Genomic DNA, 26,177 nt, shown 5'->3' with positions numbered 1-26,177 from the left:
GATGAAAACAACATTATGGTCATTTGTGATAGCTGCTTTTATGCTATTCATAAGTCATCCGGTTTCAGCACAACAGGAAGCCTTTGCAAAAAAGCTACTGAATCAGGTATCTGCAAAATACGACGGTTACAAAACGATTAAAGCAACATTCTCCTTTTCTGCCAAACAGGCAAATGGTGGAACGTATACAGACGCCGGAACGCTCTCTCTGGATAAAAAAGCAAATAAGTACCTTATTGAGATGAAGTCTCAGGATCTTATCAGTGACGGAAAAAGTACATGGACCATTCTGAAAGAAGAAAACGAAGTACAGATAAACGATGCGGATCAGTCTAATGACAACATCAATCCGAGTAATATCTTTTCATTCTATAAAACAGGATTTAAGTATGTGAGTGCTGATGACGAAAAAGTAGGTTCAACGACTTTAAATGTCATCGAGCTATCTCCTATTGATACGAAGAAGAACTATTTCAAGATAAAGCTCCGCATTAATAAAGCATCAAAATTAATCTATGATGCTACAATTTTTGACAAATCCGGTTCGCGATATACGTACACTATAAAATCATTAAACGGAAATGCAGGAATAACAGCAAGTACATTTAGCTTTAACAAATCGAAATATCCGGGTATGGAAATTGTCGATCTCAGATAAAACAAAAAGAAAAGGGAATACGACAACGATATTCCCTTTTCTTTTTAGTTTTTGTCAGATTTTCAACTTAACTTTATTACTCACCCTTTGAAACTTAAAACATGTCAAGCATTACTATTAAAGAAATTGCCAAAGCGTTGAATGTTTCCATTTCTACTGTTTCCAAGGCTTTGAATGACAGTCATGAAATTGGAGAGAAAACAAAAAAAAGAGTTTTAGAATATGCTGAAGCTCATCATTATAAACCAAATCTTCTTGCACAAAATCTGAAGACCGGTAAATCCAATACTATTGGAGTCATACTGACTTCTATCAACAATCCTTTTTGTTCTCAGATCATCGAAGGCATACAGCAACATGCTCTTAAAGTAGGATTTGAGGTTATTTTTATGCAAAGCCGTGAAAATCCGGAGATTGAAAGATCATGCATAGAGACGCTGATGCAGCGAGGTGTAGACGGATTGCTGATCTCACCTGTAGATGAGACATCCAATCAAAAATTGCTGGAAGATATTCATGACCACAATTTTCCGGTCGTTATTTTTGACCGGATACAGCACAATCTCGAAACTTTTAAGATTGGTGTAAACAATTTTCAGGGAGCTTACCTTGCAACCAAACATCTGATTGATTCAGGCAGAACCAGGATTGTAAATATCACGGCATCCAGATTTGGTCTTTCAGGTGAACGCTTTAAAGGATATCATCAGGCACTTACAGATGCAGGCATCGCTTTTAACGATCAGTATCATATACAGTGTAATATGCAAAATCAGGAAGTACTCGATGTGGAGTTGAAGAATGCTATTACCAGACTAATGAATGCAGATAATAAACCTGATGCCATCTTAGGCTCTTCGGATACCATTACAGTTACGCTGTTGGGTGTACTGGCAGAATTGGGTTATTCTGTCCCGGATGAATTAGCAGTAATCGGTTTTTCCAATATTGATTTTGCAAGATCGCTGAATCCTGCTCTATCTACCATCCGCCAACCTGCATTAGAAATAGGTGACATGGCTATGGAAAAACTGATGAAATTTATAGCTAAGAAAAATTGGCATCAAGTCCAGATAGAAACAACAGAACTTGATACCATTCTTACATTCAGAAAATCTTCAATTGAAAGTTAGTCTACCTGAACAACTTTCATTTTCGGAACCAGTGCTTTCATAATACACCAGGCCACCAGATATGCCAATGCACAGATAGAAAACATGATTGTGTAACCGGTCTCTATATGTCCCAGTCCACCATAATAATCAAACAGACCACCTCCGAGTTTAGACATAATCACTCCTCCGAAACCGCCGGCCATTCCACCTATCCCGGTTACTGAGCCAACGGCACTTTTGGGAAACATATCGGATACAGTCGTAAAGATATTTGCTGACCATGCCTGATGTGCAGAAGCACCTATTCCTATCAACACGACTGGAATCCAGAAAGTATAATGTCCCAGTGGTTGTGCAGCCAGGACCACCAAAGGGAATAAGGCAATAATAAACATTGCACGCATCCGGCCATCATATGCCGCATAGCCTTTATTGATAAAGTACATCGGAAAAGCACCGCCACCTATAGATCCAAACATAGTCATACTGTATAATACCGCCAGTGGCAGCATCATTTGCGTACTTTCCATTCCATACTGCGTTTTCAGGTATGACGGCAACCAGAATAAAAAGAACCACCATACTCCATCGGTCAGAAATTTGCCTAACGTAAATGCCCAGGTTTGTTTATATCCCAGTAGCTTTAACCATGATATTTTAGGTTGAGGGGCTTCAGAATCTCTGTTTGCAAGCAATATGGAATCACTTACGACATATTCATACTCCGCCTTAGACAATTTTTTCTCTGGCTTATCGTATAATATAAACCAAAATATCAACCATATAAATCCTACTGCACCGACAATAATAAATGCAGACTGCCATCCCCAGTTATATGCCATCCACGGCACTGTCAGCGGAGCCAAAATAGCTCCGATATTAGATCCTGAATTAAATATTCCCGTTGCAAGAGAACGTTCCTTTTTCGGAAAAAACTCGGCTGTAGCTTTAATAGCTGCCGGAAAATTACCGGATTCTCCAAATCCAAGAACAATACGTGCGATTATAAAACCTAACACCGAGGTCGAAATGGCTGTTATACCCAACACACGGGCAGAGATCTCTCCCATCTCTACAGCATATGCATGAATTATAGCTCCAATAGACCATATAATGATAGCAATGGCAAACCCCATCTTTGTGCCTAGCTTATCTATAAAACGTCCGGCGAATAACATAGATACGGCATATGCAAACTGAAAAGTTGCTGTGATATTGGCATAGTCGGTATTCGTCCAGCCAAATTCATCCTCCAGAATGGGATGCAGCAGACTCAATACCTGACGGTCCAGATAATTAACGGTAGTAGCGAAAAATAATAAGGCGCAGATCGTCCAGCGATACTTTCCTATTTTTTGGTTCATAATAAGTAAGGTTTATAAAAGGCGTATTCCGGTTAAAAACCGAAATACTCTTTTGCATTAAAATAACAAATATCGGATATGATTTTACCGATCCATTCAGGGTCATTCGGAATCAATCCTTTATGAATGTCTTCAGCAAATATATTACATAACAACCTTCTGAAGTACTCATGTCTGGAATAGGATAAAAAACTTCTGGAATCTGTAAGCATTCCTATAAAACAGCTTATCAATCCCATATTGGATAAAGCGTCCATTTGTTTTTTCATTCCGTCCAACTGATCCAGAAACCACCATGCGGAACCAAACTGAATTTTACTTTTTATTCCCTCTCCCTGAAAATTTCCGGCCATAGAAGCAAAAACGGCATTATCGGAAGGATTTAAATTGTAAATAATAGTTTTGGCCAGTTGGTCTGTTCTGTCCAGATGGTTTAAGAAAGCAGACAATGCTGCAGCATGCTGATAATCGCCAATAGAATCAAAACCTGTATCAGGTCCTAATAAAAGACGTTGCCTTTGATTGTTATTACGCAATGCACCAACATGATACTGCTGTGCCCAGCCCTTCTCATGATATTTTCTGGATACTGCAGCTAAAATATAGAATGAAAAACTATCTTTAATTTCAACTGTGACACCTGTATCATCTCCATCCAATACAGCTTTAAATATATGATTTATTTTTTCAGTATCTGTATTTCCTCTCAACGGAAAGCAACTTAGTCCATGATCAGATATACGACAGCCCAGAGAATGAAAGAATTCTATACGATTATGCAATGCTGCAATCAGAGAATCTACATCCACGATCTGTACATTTGCGACAGCAGACAAGCGGGTAAGATATGTTCTGTAATCATCACCGCCATCAAGTTGCAGAGATTTGTCCGGTCTGAATGAAGGTAATATTTTTGTTTTGAAATCAGACTGTGCAATAGCGCTATGATCTGCAAGATCATCTACAGGATCATCTGTAGTACCCACCATCTCCACATTAAAATGTTGCAATAATCCCTGAGCGGAGAACGCTGAAGTTTGCAATTGTTGCTCTGTCTTATCAAAAACATCCTGTGCATTCTGTCCGTTCAGTAATCCTGTGAATCCAAATGGATTTTTAAGCTCCATATGTGTCCAGTGAAACAATGGATTCCTCACTGTAAACGGAACTGTCTCTGCCCATTTCTGAAACTTATCCCGGTCGCTGGCGTCTCCTGTGATGTATTTTTCTTCTACACCAAATGCACGCATTGCTCTCCATTTATAATGGTCTCCCGCCAGCCAGATATCCGTTATATTTCTGTAATTTTTATTTTCCTTAATATCTAAAGGCGGTAAATGGGAATGATAATCAATAACAGGCAAGTTAGCCGCATAATCCTGATAAAGCTGTTGTGCCAAAGGAGTTGACAACAGAAAATTGTCTTTTAAAAATTGTTCTGTCTGCATCTTTAACTGCCTAAAATTCCAAGTTCCAACCCTCTCAATTCAGCCAATCCTCTTAGCCTGCCGATGGCAGAATAACCAGGATTTGTCACCTTATTCAGATCATCCAACATTTGATGTCCGTGATCCGGGCGAAATGGAATCGCTGTTTCTCTTTTTTGGTTTTCAGCAGTTAATACTTTCATGACCTGATACATATCTACATCCCCATCAAGATGATCTGCTTCATAAAAGTTTCCGAAAACATCTTTCTTCACATTCCTCAGGTGAGCAAAATAAACACGTTCTTTGACCACATTAAAAATATCTAAGACATTATTACTGACACCTGCGCCCAAAGAACCTGTACAGAAACAGACACCATTAAAAGCCTGATCTACTCCTTTAATAATAAATTCAAAATCGTCTTTATCAGAAGCAATTCTTGGCAAGCCCAATATAGGATAAGGTGGATCATCCGGATGAATGGTCATCTTGATCTGTTTTTGCTCACAGGTCTCTGCGATCTGGGATAAGAACCACAGCAGGTTGTCCCTCAATCCCTCTTTACCTATATGTTGATATACATTGATACTTTGGGTAAGGTCTTCGAGCGTTATACCTTTTTCACTCGGAATTCCCATCAGTATATTTTCAGATAGTTTGTCAATATCGGCTTTGGTATACTGATGAGATTTTGCGAAAGCCTCTTCCAGTATCGCCTGTGGATAATCCTGCTCAGCTCCTGCTCTTTTCAGTACGTATAGATCGAAAAAAGCCAGATCGAACCAGTTAAAGTATAGTGCTTTAGAGCCATCTGTCATGCCATAATCCAGATGCGTACGCGTCCAGTCCAGTACCGGCATAAAATTGTAACAGACCGTATGTATCCCACATTCAGCAAGATTGCGCAGGGATTGTTTATAATTTTCTATATATATACCTGCATTTTCACTTTTCGTCTTTATCGCTTCGTGTACGGGTACGCTCTCTACAACAGACCATGTAAGACCTGCGGCTTCAATAATAGCTTTTCTTTCTTTTATATCTCCTAATGGCCATACTTCACCATGAGGAATATGATGCAGAGCGCTTACAATACCTGTTGCGCCTGCTTGCTTAACATCTTGAAGAGATACCGGATCATTAGGACCATACCATCTCCATGTCTGTTCTAATCTGTTCATTTTCTATCTTTAAGCTTTTACTGTTATACACCTGACCATGAATTGAAACCTCCATCTACATAGAGTGTTTCCCCATTTATAAAACCTGAAGCCTGACTTAGCAGGAATATCAAAGCACCTTCCAGTTCGGACGGATCTCCTAATCTTGAGAAAGGAGTTTTGTTAAGAAAACGTTGCGCACGTGCTGTAAATGTCCCATCTTCGTTGGTCAGTAATGTTCTGTTTTGTTCTGTTAGAAATACACCTGGCGCGATCGCATTGACACGGATTTTATCACCATAGCGCAAGGAAAGCTCTGTTGCCATCCACTTTGTATATCCTATAATCCCACATTTGGCGACATTATATCCCAATACACGGGTAATAGCACTGCTGGAAGCCAGAGAGGCGATATTAATTATTGATCCCTTACCTTTTTCCGCCAGTACCCGACCAATGACCTGTGTCGGTATGATCGTGCCATTAAGATTGAGTTCTATAGCCTTTAATGTATCTTCTATTTTGGAATCAAATAAATTCTGATCTGGTCCGATAGTCGCTCCAGGTATATTTCCCCCAGCGGCATTTACCAGTCCGTCTATTGTACCCCACTTTTCTATAATTTTATCCCTTGCAGCAATCATTTCCGATTCACTAAGTACATCCGCCACAATTGCAAGCCCCTCACCTCCTAATGTTTCTACTAATTTTACGCGCTCGTCTGCACGTTCCTGATTACGTCCGATAATAACGACTTTGGCTCCGGCCTCAGCCAATGCTTTCACAAAAGATTTTCCTAAAATACCGGTACCGCCAGTTACGACAATAACCTGACCTTTTAAGGAAAATTGTTCTAAAATATTCATAAGGTTGCTTGTTTATAATCTTATAATCTATAAAAGTGCTAATTTCCAACTACATTGTAAAGTTTACACTTCTGTATTTTTACGATAACGATTTCGGAAATATTATAGTCCTCCAATCTTTAAATAACAAATAGTTAGTATTTTCGTTTTCAACAATAAAATAATCAATCTATGCCCAATAAGAAAGTGCTTTCCTTCGGTGAATTATTAATTCGGATGCAGGCGACTTCAGACTACTTTTTTGAAACAAACCGGAATACTTTAAAAATATACCCCGGCGGATCAGAAGCCAATGTAGCCGTTACATTAGCCCGGTTGGGCATTCCAACTACTTACCTCAGTGCTGCTCCGGACAATGCGCTTACACAGGAGATTCTGTCCAAATTAGGAAACTATGGAATAGATACCTCCTTAATGAAAATTCAGGGAGACCGTCTGGGGAGTTATTTCTTGCTGTCAGCCAACGGATTGAGTAAGGGAGAAGTTATTTACGATCGTAAATATTCTGCTTTCAGTCAGCTCACATCAGATGATATAAACTGGGATATTATTTTTGACGGTATCGACTGGTTTCATTTTACAGCACTCACACCTTCACTTAATCAGGAATTAGCGTATATCTGTAAACAAGCCTTACAAAAAGCAACTGAAAGAGGCATTACTATTTCTGTAGATCTGAATTACAGAAACAGATTGTGGCAATATGGAAAGCTGCCAAATGAAATCATGCCGGAGCTGGTACAATATGCAGATGTTATTATGGGAAACATATGGGCAGCAAACAAAATGCTGAATACTCCTATTGATGAAACACTGGACCGCCAGACTTCAAAAGAAACATATGTGGCCTATTCAAAAAAATCAGCCGCAAACATCTTTCAGGCTTATCCTAAATGTAAACATATCGCCAATACATTCAGATTTATGGACAATGCCACACACAATCTGTTTTACGGAACGTACCACAACAGGGAAACGGATGCTGTATCAGAGACATTGGAAACAAATAATGTCATTGACCGTATTGGAAGCGGAGATGCTTTTATGGGTGGTCTGATATACGCTATTATACAGGAACAATCTCCTCAGGATATTATTTATACGGCTACTCAGGCCGGCTTTCAAAAACTATTTGTTGAAGGCGATTTTGGAAATGGAAAAATAAATTAATGACATGAATGAAGTACTTAAATTAATCGGAGACAGTCCGGTCATTCCCGTATATTATAACGATAACATTGACTCTTGTATAGATGTTCTTACCAAATGCTACAAAGGGGGAATACGGGTCTTTGAATTTGTAAACAGAGGAGTCAACGCCAAGGAAAATTTCAAACAACTTCTGGCGTTTAAAAATGAGCATTTTCCGGATTTAAAGTTAGGAATCGGAACCATTAAGACCGGAGAACAGGCAAAGGAATTCATAGCACTGGGTGCAGAATTCATCGTCAGCCCTATTATCAAGAAAAAAATTGCTGAAATAACAGCAAAACATGGATTGCTATGGATTCCCGGCTGCATGACGCCTACTGAAATCGCAAAAGCGGAAGAATTAGGCACTCCTCTTGTAAAACTATTTCCAGGCGACAGTCTTGGTCCTAATTTTTTGAAGGCAATAAAACCGTTGTTTCCAGAATTGAAATTCATGCCTACCGGTGGTGTAGACACGACGGAAGAAAACATCTGCACCTGGAGACAGGCTGGTGTATATGCTGTCGGACTTGGGTCAAAACTATTCAGCCCTCCATCAGATGGAAGCGGAGAAGACTGGTTGAGTGAGCGCTGTCAGTTATTGCTAAAATGGTCTAAAGCATAAATTTAAAAAGCATAAAAAAGGGGTAACAATCAGATTGTCACCCCTTTTCTTATATCAGCAAGATTAATTAATCTTCTTCTTTCGACGCTAACAATTGATCGTATTCCTCACGGGAACCTACGATTATATTGCCATAATCACGTAAACCTGTACCTGAAGGAATCAGGTGACCTACGATTACGTTTTCTTTAAGTCCTAATAAATCATCACGTTTACCTGCGATAGCTGCCTCATTCAACACTTTCGTTGTTTCCTGGAAGGATGCTGCAGAGATAAATGATTTAGTACCTAATGAAGCTCTGGTAATACCTTGCAACAATGGACTTGAAGTCGCCGGGATAGCATCCCTTACTTCTACTAATTTCAGGTCACGACGTCTCAGGCTGGAGTTCTCTTCACGTAATTTACGTAGCGTAACAATCTGACCAGGACGAAGATCATTAGAGTCTCCAGCATCTACAACAACTTTTTTGTCGTATAATGAGTCGTTCTCTTGCATGAAATCCCATTTGTTTACTGCTTCTTTTTCTAAGAAACGTGTATCTCCCGGATCCTCGATATTCACTTTCTGCATCATTTGGTGAACGATTGTTTCAAAGTGCTTATCGTTGATTTTTACCCCCTGAAGACGGTAAACCTCTTGAATACCATTTACGATATAATGCTGTACTGCGGAAGGACCTTTGATTGATAAGATATCTGCTGGAGAGATCGAACCGTCTGATAAAGGCATACCAGCCTTAATAAAGTCATTATCCTGTACAAGGATGTGTTTCGAAAGTGGAACAAGATATTTTTTGATCTGGCCGTCACGAGATTCAATAGAAATCTCACGGTTACCACGTTTTACACCACCCAATGCTACTACACCGTCAATCTCTGTTACTACAGCTGGATTTGAAGGATTACGAGCTTCGAATAATTCTGTTACACGTGGAAGACCTCCCGTAATATCTCGGGTCTTACCAGTAGAACGAGGGATCTTAACCAAGATCGCACCTTCTTTGATTTTCTGACCGTCAGATACCGAAACGTGAGCTCCAACCGGAATGTTGTATGAACGAACGACTTCACCTTTCAGATCAAGGACTTTGATTGTAGGGTTTTTCGTTTTATCACGCGTTTCAATAATAACTTTCTCTTTGTGACCAGTTTGCTCATCTGATTCTTCACGGAATGTTACCCCTTCGATGATCGCATCAAATTCAACTTTACCGCTGAACTCAGAGATGATCACGGCGTTGTACGGATCCCATGATACCAAACGTGCACCTTTTTCAACTTTATCACCTGCATTCACATATAATTGTGAACCGTAAGGAATATTTTGTTGATAAAGAACTTTTTTAGTTGTAGGCTCGATAACACGAAGCTCACCTGAACGGCCTAATACCACCTGGTGTGTACCATCTTCACCTTCCTGAGATACAGTACGTACGTTTTCAAATTCGATGACACCTTCATGTTTTGCTGAAATTTGAGATTCAGCAGCAATGTTAGATGCCGTACCACCCACGTGGAACGTACGAAGTGTTAACTGTGTACCCGGCTCACCGATAGATTGTGCTGCAATAACACCGACAGCTTCACCTAACTGAACACGTTTACCGGATGCAAGGTTACGTCCGTAACATGAAGCACATACTCCGCGTTTAGACTCACAAGTCAATACCGTACGGATTTCGATACCTTCGATACCTGCATTTTCAATACGTTCCGCTATTTCTTCTGAAATATCCTGATTCGCAAATGCAATGATCTCGTTAGTTTCAGGATCTAATACATCGTATAAAGATACACGGCCTAAGATTCTGTCGTATAATGGTTCTACAATATCGTCATTGTCTTTCAAGGCTGTCGTATAGATACCTCTCAGACCATTACAATCCTGTTCAACTACGATCATATCTTGTGCAACGTCATGTAAACGACGAGTCAGATAACCCGCATCGGCTGTTTTCAATGCCGTATCGGCAAGACCTTTACGCGCACCGTGAGTAGAGATAAAGTACTCAAGGACTGACAGACCTTCTTTAAAGTTAGAAAGAATCGGGTTTTCGATAATTTCACCACCTGAAGCACCTGATTTCTGAGGTTTAGCCATCAGACCACGCATACCACACAACTGGCGAATCTGCTCTTTGGAACCACGGGCTCCGGAGTCAAGCATCATGTACACAGAATTGAATCCCTGATTGTCGTTAGACAGGATGTCCATTACGTGTGCAGTCAGTTTGTTGTTAATACGTGTCCAGATATCGATGATCTGATTGTAACGTTCGTTGTTTGTAATGAAACCCATGTTATAGTTACCCATTACCTCTTCAACCTCGTTCGTCGCTTGTTGGATCAGATCAGCTTTTGCAGCCGGAATATTTAAATCCTGTAAGTTAAAGGAAAGACCACCTTTGAATGCTGTCTGGAATCCTAATTCTTTCATATCATCCAGGAATTTCGCTGCACGAGCCATACCCGTAGTTTTCACGATCTCACCGATGATATTACGAAGTGATTTTTTAGTCAACAATTCGTTGATGAAACCCATTTCCTCAGGAACAATCTGGTTAAAGATTACACGACCTACAGTCGTTTCCAATAAGGTATCAACGATTTCACCGTCTTTATTTCTTACTTTAGTTTTTACTTTAATGAAAGCGTGCAAGTCAATTTTCTTCTCATTCAAAGCAATAATAACTTCTTCTGCAGAGTAGAATGACATTCCTTCCCCTTTTACAACTTTATCTTCAGCAGTTTTGCGGCCTTTAGTGATATAATAAAGACCGAGTACCATATCCTGAGAAGGTACTGTTACCGGAGAACCGTTTGCAGGGTTAAGGATATTGTGTGCAGCCAACATCAGAATTTGTGCTTCCAATACAGCAGCATTACCTAATGGTAAGTGAACAGCCATCTGGTCACCGTCAAAATCGGCGTTGAATGCGGTACACACTAACGGGTGTAACTGGATCGCTTTACCCTCTACCAATGTAGGTTGGAAAGCCTGGATACCCAGACGGTGAAGCGTAGGTGCACGGTTTAATAATACAGGGTGACCTTTTAATACATTTTCCAGGATATCCCATACTACCGGATCCTTACGATCAACGATTTTTTTAGCTGATTTTACAGTTTTTACAATACCTCTTTCTATCATCTTACGAATGATAAACGGTTTGTAAAGCTCTGCAGCCATATCTTTAGGAAGACCACATTCGTGTAATTTCAAATGAGGTCCAACGACGATTACCGAACGAGCCGAATAATCCACACGTTTACCTAATAAGTTTTGACGGAAACGACCTTGTTTACCTTTCAGAATATCAGAAAGCGATTTTAACGCACGGTTACCTTCTGTTTTCACAGCATTCACCTTACGTGAGTTATCAAACAGGGAATCCACAGCTTCCTGAAGCATACGTTTTTCATTACGTAAGATAACTTCCGGAGCTTTGATTTCGATCAAACGTTTCAGACGGTTATTACGGATAATAACACGACGGTATAAGTCATTTAAATCTGAAGTCGCAAAACGACCACCATCCAAAGGAACTAACGGGCGCAATTCCGGTGGAATAATCGGAACGATTTTCACGATCATCCATTCCGGACGATTTTCAATACGCTCATTTGCTCCGCGGAAAGCCTCTACAACATGAAGACGTTTTAATGCCTCATTTTTACGTTGTTGTGAAGTCTCATTAGCAGCCTGGTGACGAAGATCATATGATAACTGATCCAGGTTAAGGCGTTTTAATAATTCTTCTAATGCTTCTGCTCCCATTTTGGCAACGAATTTCTGAGGATCGTTGTCATCAAGGTATTGGTTTTCTTTCGGTAATGTATCTAAGATATCCAGATATTCTTCCTCAGTAAGGAAGTCCATGTAGTTGATACCATCTTCTTCTTTAATACCAGCCTGGATTACGACATAACGCTCGTAATAGATAATCATATCCAGTTTTTTGGTTGGAAGACCTAATAAATAACCAATTTTGTTAGGAAGTGAACGGAAGTACCAGATATGCGCTACAGGAACTACCAGATTGATGTGTCCCATACGCTCACGACGTACTTTTTTCTCTGTAACTTCTACACCACAACGGTCACATACGATACCTTTATAACGGATACGTTTGTATTTACCACAATGACATTCGTAATCCTTTACAGGACCGAAGATACGCTCACAGAATAAACCATCACGTTCTGGTTTGTAGGTACGATAGTTAATCGTTTCCGGCTTTACAACTTCACCACTGGAACGCTCTAAGATTGTTTCCGGTGACGCCAAGCTAATGGTGATTGACGTAAAGTTGCTTTTAATTTTATTATCTTTTTTGTAAGACATACTTTTATTCCAAAGTTAAAGCTGTATAAAGAAGCTTAAGAGGATTTCGAAGCCTCTTAAGCTCTATTGCTTAATTAATCTAATGTAATATCTAAACCTAAACCGCGTAACTCATGTACCAATACGTTAAACGATTCCGGTACGGATGGAGTTGGCAAGTTGTTACCTTTTACGATAGCTTCGTAAGTTTTGGCACGACCTACAACATCATCTGATTTCACGGTCAAGATCTCCTGTAAGATGTTAGATGCTCCGAATGCCTCAAGTGCCCAAACCTCCATCTCACCAAAACGCTGACCACCGAACTGAGCTTTACCACCCAGAGGTTGTTGTGTAATTAATGAGTATGGTCCGATAGAACGTGCGTGCATTTTATCATCAACCATGTGACCTAATTTCAACATATAGATCACCCCTACAGTTGTCGGCTGATCGAAACGGTCTCCGGTCAATCCGTTGTAAAGATAAGTTCTACCTGAAGCTGGTAATCCAGCTTTAGCGATCCATCCTTCAACTTCTGACGGCTCTGCACCATCGAAGATCGGCGTTGCAAATTTGACACCTAATTTCTGACCTGCCCAACCTAATACAGTTTCATAGATCTGTCCCAAGTTCATACGTGAAGGTACCCCTAGTGGGTTCAACACGATATCAACTGGAGTTCCATCTTCTAAGAATGGCATATCTTCATCACGTACGATACGTGCAACGATACCTTTGTTACCGTGACGTCCCGCCATTTTATCCCCAACTTTCAATTTACGTTTCTTAGCCACGTAAACTTTAGCCATTTGTACGATTCCGGAAGGAAGCTCATCCCCTACTGAGATTGCGAATTTCTCACGTTTGAATGCTCCAAGTTCTTCGTTCAACTTAATGTTGAAGAAGTGAAGTGCAGCTTTGATCAATTCGTTTTTGTCTTCATCTGTAGTCCAACCTGTTGGGTTGATGTTATCGTAGTTCAGATCAGCAAGTATTTTTTGTGTGAATTTAGCTCCTTTTGGCACTAATAATTCTTTGTACACATTATAGATACCCTGACTTGTTTTACCATTTACGATTGTAAATAATTTATCAATCAGACGATCTTTTAATACTTTAACATTTCTGTCGTGCGTAGTTTCCAATTTTTCAAGCGTTTTGCGCTCTACTTCTTTAGACATTTTTTTCGCACGAGAGAACAACTTCGTATCAATAACAACCCCTTTGATTGAAGGAGGAGTTTTCAAAGAAGCATCTTTTACGTCTCCGGCTTTATCACCAAAGATTGCTCTCAGTAATTTCTCCTCTGGAGAAGGGTCTGACTCACCTTTAGGCGTAATCTTACCAATCAGAATATCTCCTTCACCAACTTCTGCACCGATACGGATAATACCGTTTTCGTCCAGATCTTTGGTTGCTTCTTCCGAAACGTTAGGAATATCTGCTGTAAGTTCCTCTTCACCGCGTTTTGTATCACGAACCTCTAATTCAAATTCTTCAATGTGAAGAGAAGTGAAGATATCCTGACTTACTACACGCTCAGAGATTACGATCGCATCCTCAAAGTTATATCCCTGCCAAGGCATGAAAGCTACTTTTAGGTTACGTCCTAATGCCAATTCACCATCTTCAGTAGCATAACCTTCACATAGTACCTGCCCTTTTTCAACACGCTGACCTTTTCTGACGATCGGTTTCAGGTTGATACAAGTACTTTGGTTGGTTTTCTTGAATTTGATCAATTTATATGTTTTGATATCATCATCAAATGATACCAAACGATCGTCTTCCGTACGATCATAACGGATCTTGATTTCTTCAGCATCTACATATTCTACAACACCGTTTCCTTCAGCATTGATCAGTGTACGGGAGTCACGTGCTACGCGACCTTCAAGACCTGTACCAACGATAGGCGCCTGCGGACGTAACAATGGCACCGCCTGGCGCTGCATGTTTGATCCCATCAGGGCACGGTTGGCATCATCATGCTCCAGGAAAGGAATCAGTGATGCAGCAATCGAAGTAATCTGATTTGGAGAAACGTCCATAAGATCCAGTTTCTCAGGTTCGATAATCGGGAAGTCACCTTCATATCTTGCTTTTACTTTCGGATCTTCGAAATTTCCTTTTTCATCATAGATAGCATTTGCCTGAGCAATTGTTTTCTCATCTTCATCTTCAGCAGACAGATAGATAACAGGCTCTTCCACTACTACACGACCTTCTTCTACTTTACGGTATGGTGTTTCGATAAAACCAAGGTTATTGATTTTAGCGTGAACAGCCAGAGAAGAGATCAAACCGATGTTCGGTCCCTCCGGAGTTTCGATAGTACAAAGACGACCGTAGTGTGTGTAGTGAACGTCACGAACCTCAAATCCGGCTCTTTCACGGGAAAGACCACCTGGACCTAAAGCTGACAAACGACGTTTGTGCGTAATCTCGGCCAATGGATTTGTTTGGTCCATGAACTGAGACAGCTGATTTGTTCCGAAGAACGAGTTGATGACGGACGATAATGTACGTGCATTGATCAGGTCTGTAGGTGTAAATACTTCGTTATCACGAATATTCATACGCTCACGTATAGTACGGGCCATACGAGACAGACCTACTCCAAACTGTGCATATAACTGCTCACCTACCGTACGAACACGACGGTTAGACAAGTGGTCAATATCATCGACCTCAGCTTTAGAGTTGATCAGATTAATAAGATATTTTACAATCGCAATGATATCTTCACGAGTCAATACTTTTGTATCTGCCGGAGTATCTAATTGCAATTTGCGGTTGATACGGTAACGACCAACATCCCCCAGATCATAACGTTTGTCAGAGAAGAACAAACGATCGATGATACCACGAGCAGTTTCCTCATCAGGTGGTTCAGCGTTACGTAACTGACGATAGATATGCTCTACCGCTTCTTTTTCTGAGTTAGACGTATCTTTCTGAAGGGTATTATATATAATAGAATAGTCCGCATTGTTAGATGCATCATCTTTGGCCAGAATGACAGATTTCACTCCTGCATCGATGATAAAATCAATGTGATCTTCTTCCAAAACAGTTTCACGTTCAAGGATAATTTCGTTACGGTCGATAGATACAACTTCACCTGTATCTTCATCCACGAAATCTTCTACCCATTTTTTCAATACTCTGGCAGCCAGACGACGGCCAACGTATTTCTTAAGACCAGACTTACTAACTTTAACTTCATCTGCAAGATCAAACAATTCTAAGATATCCTTGTCTGAATCGTACCCGATAGCACGTAATAAAGTTGTAACTGGGAATTTCTTTTTACGATCGATATACGCATACATGACGTTGTTTACGTCTGTTGCAAACTCGATCCAAGATCCTTTAAAAGGAATAACCCTTGCAGAATAAAGTTTAGTACCATTTGTGTGTCTACTCTGACCGAAGAATACGCCTGGTGAACGGTGTAATTGTGAAACGATCACACGCTCTGCACCATTTACAACGAAGGTACCTTTAGGAGTCATATACGGGATAGTTCCCAAATACACATCCTGAACAATGGTTTCGAAATCTTCGTGTTCCTCATCATTACAAGATAACTTTAATTTTGCCTTTAAAGGAACGCTATAAGTAAGACCACGCTCGATACACTCTTGTATATCATAACGGGGAGGATCAATAAAATAATCCAAAAACTCAAGCACAAAAATGTTTCTTGAATCAGAAATAGGGAAGTTTTCCGAAAATACTTTGAACAGCCCTTCCTGATGGCGGTTGTCAGAAGTAGTTTCTAATTGAAAAAACTCCTTGAAAGACTGTAATTGTACATCCAAGAAATCAGGATAATCGATAACCTTCTTACTTGTCGCAAAATTTACTCTTTCTTTTTGAATATTATTGTTTGCCAAGGGAATAAGAATTTTAGTTTAAAAAAACTGAGCTAACTATATGCTGCTTAATTCACATTTTCAATTATGCAACAGCACACATAACTGATAGTGGTGTGTTAAAATAGGAATAGACTCTGATGGATATACCGTCAGAGTCTAAACCTTTAAGGTGCTTAATATGTGAGATTACTTGATCTCAACAACAGCTCCAGCTTCTTCTAATTGTTTTTTCAAAGCTTCAGCTTCGTCTTTAGAAACACCAGTTTTTAATTCTTTAGGTGCTCCGTCAACTAAATCTTTAGCTTCTTTCAAGCCTAGACCAGCTAAATCTTTAACCAATTTAACTACTGCTAATTTCTGACCACCAGCTTCTTTCAAGATAACGTCAAATGAAGTTTTCTCTTCAGCAGCAGCTGCGCCACCTTCAGCAGGAGCAGCAGCAACTGCAACAGCAGCAGCAGCAGGCTCGATACCATACTCATCTTTTAAGATATCAGCTAATTCTTTAACTTCTTTTACTGTTAAGTTCACTAACTGTTCAGCAAGTTGTTTTAAATCTGCCATTTTATTTTGATTTTTGAATTTACTTTTAAAAATTTTTGTTAATTAAATAATAACGAATGTTTCTGTTAGAGAGGATTCGTTAGCCTCTTTCTTCTAAAGCTTTTACTAAGCCCGAAATTGTATTTCCGCCTGACTGAAGAGCTGAAATAACATTCTTAGCAGGAGATTCAAGCAATGCGATAACATCAGCGATAAGTTCATTTTTAGACTTAAGATTCACTAATGTATTCAATTGACCGTCTCCAACAAATGCTGCTGAATCGATATAAGCTGCTTTCAAAAGAGGTTTATCACCTTCTTTGCGTAACTGCTTGATTAATTTAGCAGGAGCGTTACCAACTTCCGAGAACATTAAAGTAGATGCACCTTTCAGTGTACCAAAGATCTCTTCCGAATCAACACCTGCTTCGATTAATGCTTTTTTAATTAAAGAGTTTTTCACTACTTTAATTTCAATACCGCTTTCAAAACATTTGCGACGAATGCCATTCACCTTTTCAACGCTTAAATCAGCAGTGTCAGCAATATAAAAATTACCGTATGATTTAATCTGCTCGGCCAAAGCTAGAACAATTTCTTGTTTTTCTTCTTTTCTCATGATTAAATTCCCGCTACTGATTTAGTCTCAACATGAATACCAGGACTCATAGTTGATGAAATGTGAATGCTCTTAAAGTATGTTCCTTTAGCTGCAGATGGTTTCAAACGAGAGATAGTTTGTAATACCTCTAATGCGTTATCATAAATCTTATCTGCATCGAACGACGCTTTACCAATCGAAGTGTGGATGATACCTGTTTTGTCAACTTTGAAATCGATTTTACCACCTTTAACATCTGTTACAGCTTTACCTACTTCTGTAGTTACTGTACCAGTTTTAGGGTTAGGCATTAAGTTTCTTGGTCCTAAAATACGGCCCAATTTACCTACTTTAGCCATAACACTAGGCATGGTAATAATGATATCAACGTCAGTCCAACCGCCTTCGATTTTACTGATATAGTCATCTAAACCTACGAAATCTGCACCTGCTGCTTTAGCTTCTTCTTCCTTATCAGGAGTACATAAAACTAAAACGCGAACAGTTTTACCAGTTCCGTGAGGTAAAGTTGCAATACCACGAACCATTTGATTTGCCTTACGAGGATCTACGCCTAAACGAACGTCGATATCCACAGAAGCGTCAAATTTGGTTAATGATATCTCTTTTACTAAAGCCGAAGCTTCTTTCAAAGAGTATGCTTTACCAGCTTCAATTTTGGATAGTGCCGCTTTTTGATTTTTTGTTAATCTAGCCACTTTTCTTAAACTGATTTCGTTAATTAATTGTTCCAGGGTGCATTACCGGACACGGTAATACCCATACTACGTGCTGTCCCAGCTACCATACGCATAGCTGCTTCTACAGTAAATGCGTTTAAATCTACCAATTTATCCTCAGCGATTGTTTTCACCTGATCCCAAGTAACAGAAGCTACTTTCTTACGGTTAGGCTCTCCAGATCCGCTTTTCAACCCTGTAGCTTCCTTTAACTGGATTGCTACCGGAGGAGTTTTGATGATAAAATCAAAAGACTTGTCGCTGTAAACTGTAATGACAACAGGTAATACTTTGCCTGGTTTGTCTTGCGTACGAGCGTTAAATTGCTTACAGAAATCCATAATGTTAACACCTTTAGCACCTAATGCAGGTCCTACCGGTGGCGATGGATTTGCAGCTCCGCCCTTAACTTGTAATTTTACTAACGCACTGACTTCTTTTGCCATTTTGTTCTGAATTTAATTATTAAATGTTTGTTAGTAAGTTGGAAGCATATAACGTAACATTTATTTATTCATTGATACCCGATCAAAATCAAGCATCAAATGAGGTGCAAAGATATACTATATTTTTGTGAAATACAAAAAATAAATAACAAAAGAAAAGAGGAAACTTTAATTCTCCTCTTTTCTTTTGTTTATTCTTTTTCTACTTGCATGTAGTTAAGTTCTAATGGGGTTTTTCTTCCGAAGACTTTAACCATTACAATCAGCTTTTTCTTGTCTTCGTGAACTTCTTCGATTTCTCCGGTAAATCCGTTAAACGGACCATCGTTTACTTTCACCGTTTCACCAACATAATAAGGTACGTTGATTGTCTCTCCTTGCTCAGCCATCTCATCTACTTTACCTAAGATGCGGTTCACCTCGCTTGGACGCAACGGAATAGCGTTTCCGGCCTTATCTCCTAAGAAACCGATTACGCTGTTGATATTTTTGATTACGTGCTCTGTTTCTGCATCAAGAGATGCTTCTATCAACACATATCCAGGGTAGTAGTTACGTTCTTTTGCCACTTTCTTGCCATCACGCATCTGGTAATACTTTTCCATTGGAATAAGTACCTGAGCAACCAGGTGTTGGATTCCTAAGCGACTAATCTCAGCATCAATATATTGCTTTACTTTCTTTTCCTTTCCACTTACAGCACGAACCACGTACCATTTTAAACTTTGATCTGCCATAAATTAAATACTGAAAAAATTATGAAGTAATACCGTACAACAACTCTAATACGTTGCTCGACGCTTTATCCATCACAAAAACTAGAAGAGCGATGATAAGAGAAGCAATAAGTACAATCACAGCTGAACTTTGCAACTGAGCCCATGTAGGCCAAGTCACCTTCTGTGTGATCTCTTCATAAGAGTCTTTAAAAAAATCTAGTACTTTCGCCATTTTATAGTTTATCTATAGTTTGCACGGGCACAAGGATTCGAACCCTGATCAAAGGTTTTGGAGACCTCTATTCTACCATTGAACTATGCCCGTGGGTTTTGTTTTTGACGTTGCAAATATAGCGTTTTCACACCTCTGCAACAAATATTTTTCACTTTTTTTTACTATTTCTTAATGCACTTTTGCATTAGAAAAAATAAGCTAATCAGCCTCAGCTGATTAGCTTATTCTATATTTCTAATCTATTTCAGATTAAATGATTTCAGTTACCTGACCAGCACCTACTGTTCTACCACCTTCACGGATTGCAAAACGTAGACCTTTTTCCATTGCGATAGGACTGATCAACTTAACAGTGATTGTTACGTTGTCACCTGGCATAACCATCTCAGTACCTTCAGCTAAAGTGATTTCACCTGTAACGTCTGTTGTACGGAAATAGAATTGAGGGCGGTATTTGTTAAAGAATGGAGTGTGACGTCCACCTTCTGCTTTTGATAATACGTAAACCTCAGCTTTGAAGTTATCGTGAGGAGTTACTGAACCTGGTTTACAGATAACCATACCACGACGGATATCAGTTTTCTCAATACCACGTAACAATAAACCTACGTTATCACCAGCCTCACCGTAATCCAAGATTTTACGGAACATCTCAACACCTGTTACTGTAGATTTCAAGTTCTCAGCACCCATACCTAAGATCTCAACTGGATCTCCAGAGTTGATTACACCTCTTTCGATACGACCTGTAGCTACTGTACCACGACCTGTGATCGAGAATACGTCCTCTACTGGCATCAAGAAAGGAAGTTCAGTCAAACGTGGAGGGATTGGAATGTAGTTATCTACAGCATCCATCAATTCCATGATTGAATCAACCCATTGTTGCTCACCGTTCAATGCACCTAAAGCAGAACCTTTGATTACTGGAATATCATCTCCTGGGTATTCGTAGAATGATAATAATTCACGAACTTCCATTTCAACTAAGTCTAATAATTCGCTGTCATCTACTAAGTCAACTTTGTTCAAGAAAACTACTAGTGCAGGAACACCTACCTGACGAGCCAATAGAATGTGCTCACGAGTCTGAGGCATTGGACCATCTGTAGCCGCAACTACGATGATAGCTCCATCCATCTGAGCAGCACCTGTTACCATGTTTTTTACATAATCGGCGTGACCTGGACAGTCAACGTGCGCATAGTGACGATTAGCTGTTTGGTATTCTACGTGTGCTGTATTAATTGTGATACCACGTTCTTTTTCTTCAGGAGCAGAGTCAATTGAATCAAATGAACGAGCTTCTGATAAACCTGCATCCGCTAATACTTTAGTGATAGCTGCAGTTGTAGTAGTTTTACCGTGGTCAACGTGACCGATTGTACCAATGTTTAAGTGTGGTTTACTGCGGTCAAATTTCTCTTTTGCCATGTTTATGCGAATTAGTAAATTAAAATTTTATTTTTTTTCTTCTAAAAAAGTTGTTATTACGAGCCAAAGATGGGATTTGAACCCACGACCTCTTCCTTACCAAGGAAGTGCTCTACCCCTGAGCTACTTCGGCTTTCAAAAGCCATTTATAGATAAACGCCTCCACCTGCAAGATATTATTATATCAAATGAGACAGAGACTTAAATCGTATAATAAAAAGAGAGCGGAAGACGAGGTTCGAACTCGCGACCTATAGCTTGGAAGGCTATCGCTCTACCAACTGAGCTACTTCCGCTTTTGCTTACAAATACCAAGCTTGCATAAACAAGCTCGGATTTGTAAACTGATTTGGTGTGGAGGGAGAAGGATTCGAACCTTCGAAGCCGAAGCAACGGATTTACAGTCCGTCCCATTTGACCGCTCTGGAACCCCTCCAGATACCTGCAATTTAAGATTGCAATTCTTGAGCCTCCTATCGGAATCGAACCAATGACCTACTGATTACAAGTCAGTTGCTCTACCAGCTGAGCTAAGGAGGCTTCTATATTTTAATATTTTTAAACTCTCTAAGAACGATGCTGTTTCGATCAGCGAGTGCAAAAATCAGATTAATTTTTGACTTCTGCAAGTTTTATTTAAAAATTATTATCAAACGACTTAAAGAACATTTCAAACGCTTCCGGGACACCTATAGACCCTGTTTGTTTGAGTTGCAAAGATAGATACTCCGATGACATTACAAAAATATTTTTGCAAAAAAACTTCCCCATAACAACCATGTATCTGATATGCAAGGGAATAATTTTCAACCCAAGATTTCAATTTATTAAATCCGGCCAATATCCTATATTTGAAAATGCAAAAATTGATCTCCAAATCCGTGCTTGGCAGTATTAGCATGGCTGTTTTTCTTTTAATTTTTCTTCCAAATTCTCATGCTCAGGAGCAGAATCTTGTTCAAAAATTTAAAAATAAATTCCTTTCCAGTGAAAAAGATTCGACCAGATCGGCAAGTTTTATGGTTTTACCGGCGGCCGGATATGCACAAGAGTCGGGTTTCGAATACGGAATTGCGGGCACTTATAATTTTTATGTAGACAAATCTGATCTCACAAACCGCACCTCAAGTCTGATCTTAATGGGAACAATGACTACAAAAAGTCAAAAAAATATAAAACTCAACAGTGACATCTGGACAAAAAATAACGATTACCATATTCTTTCTGAATTCCGATACCGCGACTGGCCTTTCAATTTTTACGGATTGGGTAACGACACTTGGGAATCTGATGAAGATAAAATAGGTCAGAAGCTGTTCCGGGCACGCATCGATGTAGAAAAAAAGATTACATCTTCTTATTATGCGGGCATCAACATCAATTATGAGCATTTTAAATACGAAGATCAGGAGACCGGTGGGATATATGATCAGCAGGATCTCATAGGCAAAACCGGAGGTCAATTCCTTGCCTTTGGAATATCCCAGCTCTTTGATACCCGAAATGTAACTACATTTACCACCCAAGGATATTACGCCAGACTTCGTTATGCCTACGCACCTGACTTCTGGGGTAAAGAAAATTTCAGAGGTAATCTGTTTGATATAGATCTCAGAGGCTTCTACCCTGTTTCAAAAACGCTTTCTGTAGCCATGCAGGGAATCTACAGATCTACTTTCGGAGAACGCATACCTTTTTATCAATACAGGGAGTTGGGTGGAGATAATATAATGCGTGGGTACTATCTGGGCAGATATAAAGACCGTAATTATATTGCCGGACAAGCTGAATTACGGTATCGCTTCCACCCTCGCTTTGGTATAACGGGTTTTGGCGGCACCGGCAGCACATTTTCTAAAGAACATGATGTCCGTCTTGTGCCCAGTTACGGAGCGGGTATCCGTTATTTCTTTAGTCTGGAACACAGTAGTACCGTTCGTTTTGATTATTCTTTCGGAGAAAAAAGACCGGGAGAAAAAAGACAATCCGGATTTTACCTCTCTATAAGTGAGGCCTTTTAATCAGAACCTGGGAAACCTCAGTTTAAAATTCTGTTTACGCTGACCTTTTCGGAATATGATCAGGCCAAAATAAAACAAATCTATGGTCAAGGTTACCCTTTCTATCTGCTGAACCTGTTCCCAGGCCCTCTGCCTCTCTCTGCTGAGATAAGGTTCATCCCATATATATATAGTATGTCTTCCGATGCGGTTAAATAATTCGGGCTCCGGAAGTTCATCCTTACTGATTAAAATGGCATTTTTGAAAAAATCCTCCGAAGCTTCCATATTATCTTTATCCTCATGACCTTCGTTGTCTGCTAACGAATGGACAGCAACTATGTGTAGATGATGAAGTACACGTCCTAATACAGCCTTTTTCTTCCTATTCCAACCTGACAGACTGACTTCATTTCCCGTTGCCAACCGCTGATAAATAGCTTCATCTGTGAGTCTGTATACAAAAGGAGAATGTGTACCGTGACGGGTATTTGAGGTAAGAGCGTGTATAAATCTGGAACGTCTGTATCTTAAGGAAATCATGCCACAAACATAATAAAAAGTTGATTTGTGTAGTGTTATATCTGTAAAAGGAAACACTTTCGCTCCTCATAATCATTCCTTATTATTCGGATCAAAAGGTTGTAATTTCTTTAATATGTTGACTTTTACCCCTTTTAAATAAAAGAAATTTTAATTAAATTTGAATATGAGCGATAATGAATTAAAGGCTTTAATCTCATTACTGGATGATCCTGACACTACTATTTTTGAGGAGATCGAACAAAAACTGATTACATGTGGTCCTGAAGTCATCCCTTCCCTTGAATCTTCCTGGGAAAGTTCTTTTGATGTATTGATGCAGACCCGGATTGAGAATATTATTCACAAAATCCAGTTTGATCAGATCAAAAATGAGCTGCAGGTATGGAAGATGAGTAATTCATTTGATTTGCTTAATGGCTTACTTATTATCAACAGATACCAGTATCCGGCAATGAATGTAGACCAGATCATGTTTCAGCTGGCTGAATTAAGAAGAGAAGTCTGGTATGAACTGATATACGATATGAGTCCTTATGAAAAGGTCAAACTCATTAATCATGTATTGTTTCAGGATTTTGGCTTATCGGGTAATACAGCTAACTATCATGATCCGCAAAACTCGTATTTAAATAAAGTGCTGGAAAGCAAAAAGGGCAATCCAATTACACTGGCCTGTATCTATTGTGTCATTGCGCAACGTCTCGACATCCCTATTTACGGAGTCAATCTCCCCAAACACTTTGTTCTGGCGTATATGAATGAGGATGACATGGATTCGAAACCATTATTCTACATCAATGTATTCAACAAGGGGCAGGTGATGAAAATGGAAGATATCCTTTCCTTTTTAAAACAGCTCAACCTATCTCCGTCTCCGGAATACGTATTGCCTTGCGATAACGTTGCCATTATAAAAAGAGTGCTGAGAAATTTGATCTCCTCCTATACCCAGATAGATAATATGGAGAAAAAAGAGGAAATCGAAATATTACTGGATCTGATGGAAAAAGATTAATCAGCAGATTAATCTCTTCCGTCAAAGTATATCCCTTCAGGAATCATTTGCACAGTGATATTTGTTTCGGGAGTCTTATCTACTATCAGTCGGGCATCCGGCGCAACATTACCATTGTCTGTAATTTTGAATCTGGATATATACCTTGAAGATTTATCCACCACAAACATAAATGTGCCGTTTGCACGTTTATCAATAGAAACATCCACTGGCTCAATAAGACCTGTACTTGCCCCCTGAATAGTTCGGGTCGGAGTAATTTCACCTGCCGGAAGTTTAGAGAAGTTTTCAATGATATATATTTTTCCTACAGCCGAAGATCCTTCTCCTGTATAATCAGTCAACACCAGTATATCCTTGAGCAGATGATAAGAGATTCCTCTTACTTTTGAAGCTCCGGCAATTGTATGCATTTGTGTATTGGAATAATCAGCCAGCAACGTATCTAAATTATTAACAACATTAGGTAATACCATGACACCACCATTAGGCCCCGATATAGAAGCATACAACGTTTTTCCGTTTATAGCCAATCCCCATGGTGCTCTCTCTCCACCCAATCCGGCTAAGGTAATTTTCTGCCCATATCTGACATATCCGTTTGCAATAGCACTATTGAATTTATAGATTCCTACAGGTTGTACATCCCTGTTAACACCTGTCCGGCTTGTTTTGGTAACATACAGGAATCTGGGCTCATTATTATTCTCCGGAATATTAATAGCCATACCTCTGACACTTCCCATTACACTGTTTTGAATGCTATTGGTACTGGCCGGAATCCCATTGAGATTATAACTCATATGTCTTAAGACCGTATCACTTAACCCATTCTCATTTTTAGGGGACTGATAAATACGCTGTACAAAAGGATCAAAATAAAGAGTTGCTCCACCTTTAACTCCTGAGGTAATGGATATATTGCGTAATTGGAAGATAGTAGACATATCCCCTCCGTTTGCTAATACAGAATCTGCATTATCAATGATCCCTATAGTAGGGAAAGGAGTAGCTCCATCACGGTAATTTGAAAAAGATATATATAGACGACCTATTTTGCCTTTGGTAACAGGCGGTTCATCATCGGAACGTTCACAGGATATGACGCCGGCGACCACACTTACAACCATTAAAGATAAAATCAGGGCTTTGGAGAATTTCTTCATTTTACAATGCTAACTTAAATGCTGTTACAAATGTATAAAATAGTTATCTGAAAAGAGGACGTATTATGCAGCCTTCCTGCTACATTAACAGTCAATTGTTGCAAATATT

At 39.5% G+C, this 26,177-nt stretch carries 21 protein-coding genes and 5 tRNA genes; 6 read left to right on the top strand and 20 right to left on the bottom strand.

What is annotated here, in order from left to right; genetic code table 11:
- Window position 1: 1 nt before the first annotated feature.
- Entirely contained in the window at window positions 2-658 is a 657-nt protein-coding gene (locus B4B65_RS06715; protein WP_201680461.1) for a LolA family protein, read from the top strand.
- 101 nt (window positions 659-759) lie between these two features.
- Window positions 760-1,791: a LacI family DNA-binding transcriptional regulator gene (locus B4B65_RS06710; protein ID WP_293914500.1), complete on the top strand. Its 1,032-nt coding sequence runs from the start codon at window positions 760-762 to the stop codon at window positions 1,789-1,791.
- Here the strand turns inward: B4B65_RS06710 and B4B65_RS06705 are convergent.
- Genes B4B65_RS06705 through B4B65_RS06690 form a run of 4 tightly spaced genes read right to left on the bottom strand, consistent with a single transcriptional unit; the run spans window position 1,788 to window position 6,593 of the window.
- Window positions 1,788-3,137: an MFS transporter gene (locus tag B4B65_RS06705; protein WP_293914498.1), complete on the bottom strand. Its 1,350-nt coding sequence runs from the start codon at window positions 3,135-3,137 to the stop codon at window positions 1,788-1,790. The genes B4B65_RS06710 and B4B65_RS06705 overlap by 4 nt on opposite strands.
- 32 nt (window positions 3,138-3,169) lie before the next feature.
- Window positions 3,170-4,585: a glucuronate isomerase gene (gene uxaC / locus B4B65_RS06700; RefSeq protein WP_293914496.1), complete on the bottom strand. Its 1,416-nt coding sequence runs from the start codon at window positions 4,583-4,585 to the stop codon at window positions 3,170-3,172.
- A 2-nt stretch (window positions 4,586-4,587) separates the two neighbouring features.
- On the bottom strand, window positions 4,588-5,748 hold the full coding sequence (gene uxuA / locus B4B65_RS06695; RefSeq protein WP_293914494.1) for a mannonate dehydratase: 1,161 nt from the start codon (window positions 5,746-5,748) through the stop codon (window positions 4,588-4,590).
- 23 nt (window positions 5,749-5,771) lie between these two features.
- The gene (locus B4B65_RS06690) at window positions 5,772-6,593 is read right to left on the bottom strand and encodes an SDR family oxidoreductase (RefSeq protein WP_201680466.1); all 822 of its coding nucleotides are present in this window, start codon (window positions 6,591-6,593) and stop codon (window positions 5,772-5,774) included.
- 171 nt (window positions 6,594-6,764) lie between these two features.
- Between B4B65_RS06690 and B4B65_RS06685 the strand changes: the two genes are divergently transcribed.
- Both B4B65_RS06685 and B4B65_RS06680 read left to right on the top strand, forming a co-directional pair.
- On the top strand, window positions 6,765-7,763 hold the full coding sequence (locus B4B65_RS06685) for a sugar kinase (RefSeq protein WP_293914491.1): 999 nt from the start codon (window positions 6,765-6,767) through the stop codon (window positions 7,761-7,763).
- Between the two features lie 4 nt (window positions 7,764-7,767).
- Window positions 7,768-8,409, top strand: coding sequence for a bifunctional 4-hydroxy-2-oxoglutarate aldolase/2-dehydro-3-deoxy-phosphogluconate aldolase (locus B4B65_RS06680; protein WP_293914489.1), 642 nt, complete (start codon window positions 7,768-7,770; stop codon window positions 8,407-8,409).
- Between the two features lie 67 nt (window positions 8,410-8,476).
- Here B4B65_RS06680 and rpoC read toward each other — a convergent pair whose 3' ends face one another.
- From rpoC to B4B65_RS06610, 14 genes are all read right to left on the bottom strand, one after another.
- Window positions 8,477-12,757, bottom strand: a complete 4,281-nt coding sequence (gene rpoC / locus B4B65_RS06675; RefSeq protein ID WP_293914487.1) for a DNA-directed RNA polymerase subunit beta' — start codon at window positions 12,755-12,757, stop codon at window positions 8,477-8,479.
- Between the two features lie 74 nt (window positions 12,758-12,831).
- Window positions 12,832-16,641, bottom strand: coding sequence for a DNA-directed RNA polymerase subunit beta (gene rpoB, locus B4B65_RS06670; RefSeq protein ID WP_201680470.1), 3,810 nt, complete (start codon window positions 16,639-16,641; stop codon window positions 12,832-12,834).
- Window positions 16,642-16,809: 168 nt separating this feature from the next.
- Window positions 16,810-17,187, bottom strand: a complete 378-nt coding sequence (gene rplL, locus B4B65_RS06665; RefSeq protein WP_003011668.1) for a 50S ribosomal protein L7/L12 — start codon at window positions 17,185-17,187, stop codon at window positions 16,810-16,812.
- A 79-nt stretch (window positions 17,188-17,266) separates the two neighbouring features.
- A complete protein-coding gene (gene rplJ, locus B4B65_RS06660) occupies window positions 17,267-17,785 on the bottom strand; it encodes a 50S ribosomal protein L10 (RefSeq protein WP_201680471.1) in 519 nt (172 codons plus the stop codon).
- 2 nt (window positions 17,786-17,787) lie between these two features.
- Window positions 17,788-18,486, bottom strand: a complete 699-nt coding sequence (gene rplA, locus B4B65_RS06655; protein ID WP_037459808.1) for a 50S ribosomal protein L1 — start codon at window positions 18,484-18,486, stop codon at window positions 17,788-17,790.
- A 23-nt stretch (window positions 18,487-18,509) separates the two neighbouring features.
- On the bottom strand, window positions 18,510-18,953 hold the full coding sequence (rplK, locus tag B4B65_RS06650) for a 50S ribosomal protein L11 (RefSeq protein WP_002992779.1): 444 nt from the start codon (window positions 18,951-18,953) through the stop codon (window positions 18,510-18,512).
- A gap of 191 nt (window positions 18,954-19,144) precedes the next feature.
- Complete coding sequence (nusG, locus tag B4B65_RS06645) at window positions 19,145-19,690, bottom strand: transcription termination/antitermination protein NusG (RefSeq protein ID WP_002992777.1); 546 nt, start codon at window positions 19,688-19,690, stop codon at window positions 19,145-19,147.
- 19 nt (window positions 19,691-19,709) lie between these two features.
- Window positions 19,710-19,904 carry a preprotein translocase subunit SecE gene (gene secE, locus B4B65_RS06640; protein ID WP_002992776.1) on the bottom strand — a complete coding sequence of 65 codons (195 nt, stop codon included), beginning with the start codon at window positions 19,902-19,904 and terminating at the stop codon, window positions 19,710-19,712.
- Between the two features lie 22 nt (window positions 19,905-19,926).
- Window positions 19,927-19,997: transfer RNA gene (locus tag B4B65_RS06635), tRNA-Trp, on the bottom strand.
- A 159-nt stretch (window positions 19,998-20,156) separates the two neighbouring features.
- Window positions 20,157-21,341, bottom strand: coding sequence for an elongation factor Tu (tuf, locus tag B4B65_RS06630; protein ID WP_002992774.1), 1,185 nt, complete (start codon window positions 21,339-21,341; stop codon window positions 20,157-20,159).
- A 61-nt stretch (window positions 21,342-21,402) separates the two neighbouring features.
- Window positions 21,403-21,474 (bottom strand) — tRNA-Thr (locus tag B4B65_RS06625).
- Between the two features lie 90 nt (window positions 21,475-21,564).
- Window positions 21,565-21,637, bottom strand: a tRNA-Gly gene (locus B4B65_RS06620).
- A 59-nt stretch (window positions 21,638-21,696) separates the two neighbouring features.
- Window positions 21,697-21,777 (bottom strand) — tRNA-Tyr (locus tag B4B65_RS06615).
- Window positions 21,778-21,808: 31 nt separating this feature from the next.
- Window positions 21,809-21,881 (bottom strand) — tRNA-Thr (locus B4B65_RS06610).
- A gap of 317 nt (window positions 21,882-22,198) precedes the next feature.
- Here B4B65_RS06610 and B4B65_RS06605 point away from each other — a divergent pair.
- Window positions 22,199-23,362, top strand: coding sequence for a BamA/TamA family outer membrane protein (locus B4B65_RS06605; protein ID WP_293914476.1), 1,164 nt, complete (start codon window positions 22,199-22,201; stop codon window positions 23,360-23,362).
- On the opposite strand, the gene B4B65_RS06600 is transcribed toward B4B65_RS06605, so the two are convergent.
- Window positions 23,363-23,884, bottom strand: a complete 522-nt coding sequence (locus tag B4B65_RS06600; protein ID WP_293914474.1) for an SAM-dependent methyltransferase — start codon at window positions 23,882-23,884, stop codon at window positions 23,363-23,365.
- A 166-nt stretch (window positions 23,885-24,050) separates the two neighbouring features.
- Between B4B65_RS06600 and B4B65_RS06595 the strand changes: the two genes are divergently transcribed.
- Window positions 24,051-24,902 (top strand): transglutaminase-like domain-containing protein, encoded by an 852-nt coding sequence (locus B4B65_RS06595; protein WP_201680474.1) that lies wholly within the window; start codon window positions 24,051-24,053, stop codon window positions 24,900-24,902.
- A gap of 8 nt (window positions 24,903-24,910) precedes the next feature.
- On the opposite strand, the gene B4B65_RS06590 is transcribed toward B4B65_RS06595, so the two are convergent.
- Window positions 24,911-26,068, bottom strand: a complete 1,158-nt coding sequence (locus tag B4B65_RS06590; RefSeq protein ID WP_293914472.1) for a hypothetical protein — start codon at window positions 26,066-26,068, stop codon at window positions 24,911-24,913.
- Between the last annotated feature and the right edge of the window lie 109 nt (window positions 26,069-26,177).

This window comes from Sphingobacterium sp. UBA5789, from assembly GCF_002418355.1.
Taxonomy (GTDB): Bacteria; Bacteroidota; Bacteroidia; order Sphingobacteriales; family Sphingobacteriaceae; genus Sphingobacterium.
This window is presented reverse-complemented; position numbering and strand designations above follow the sequence as displayed.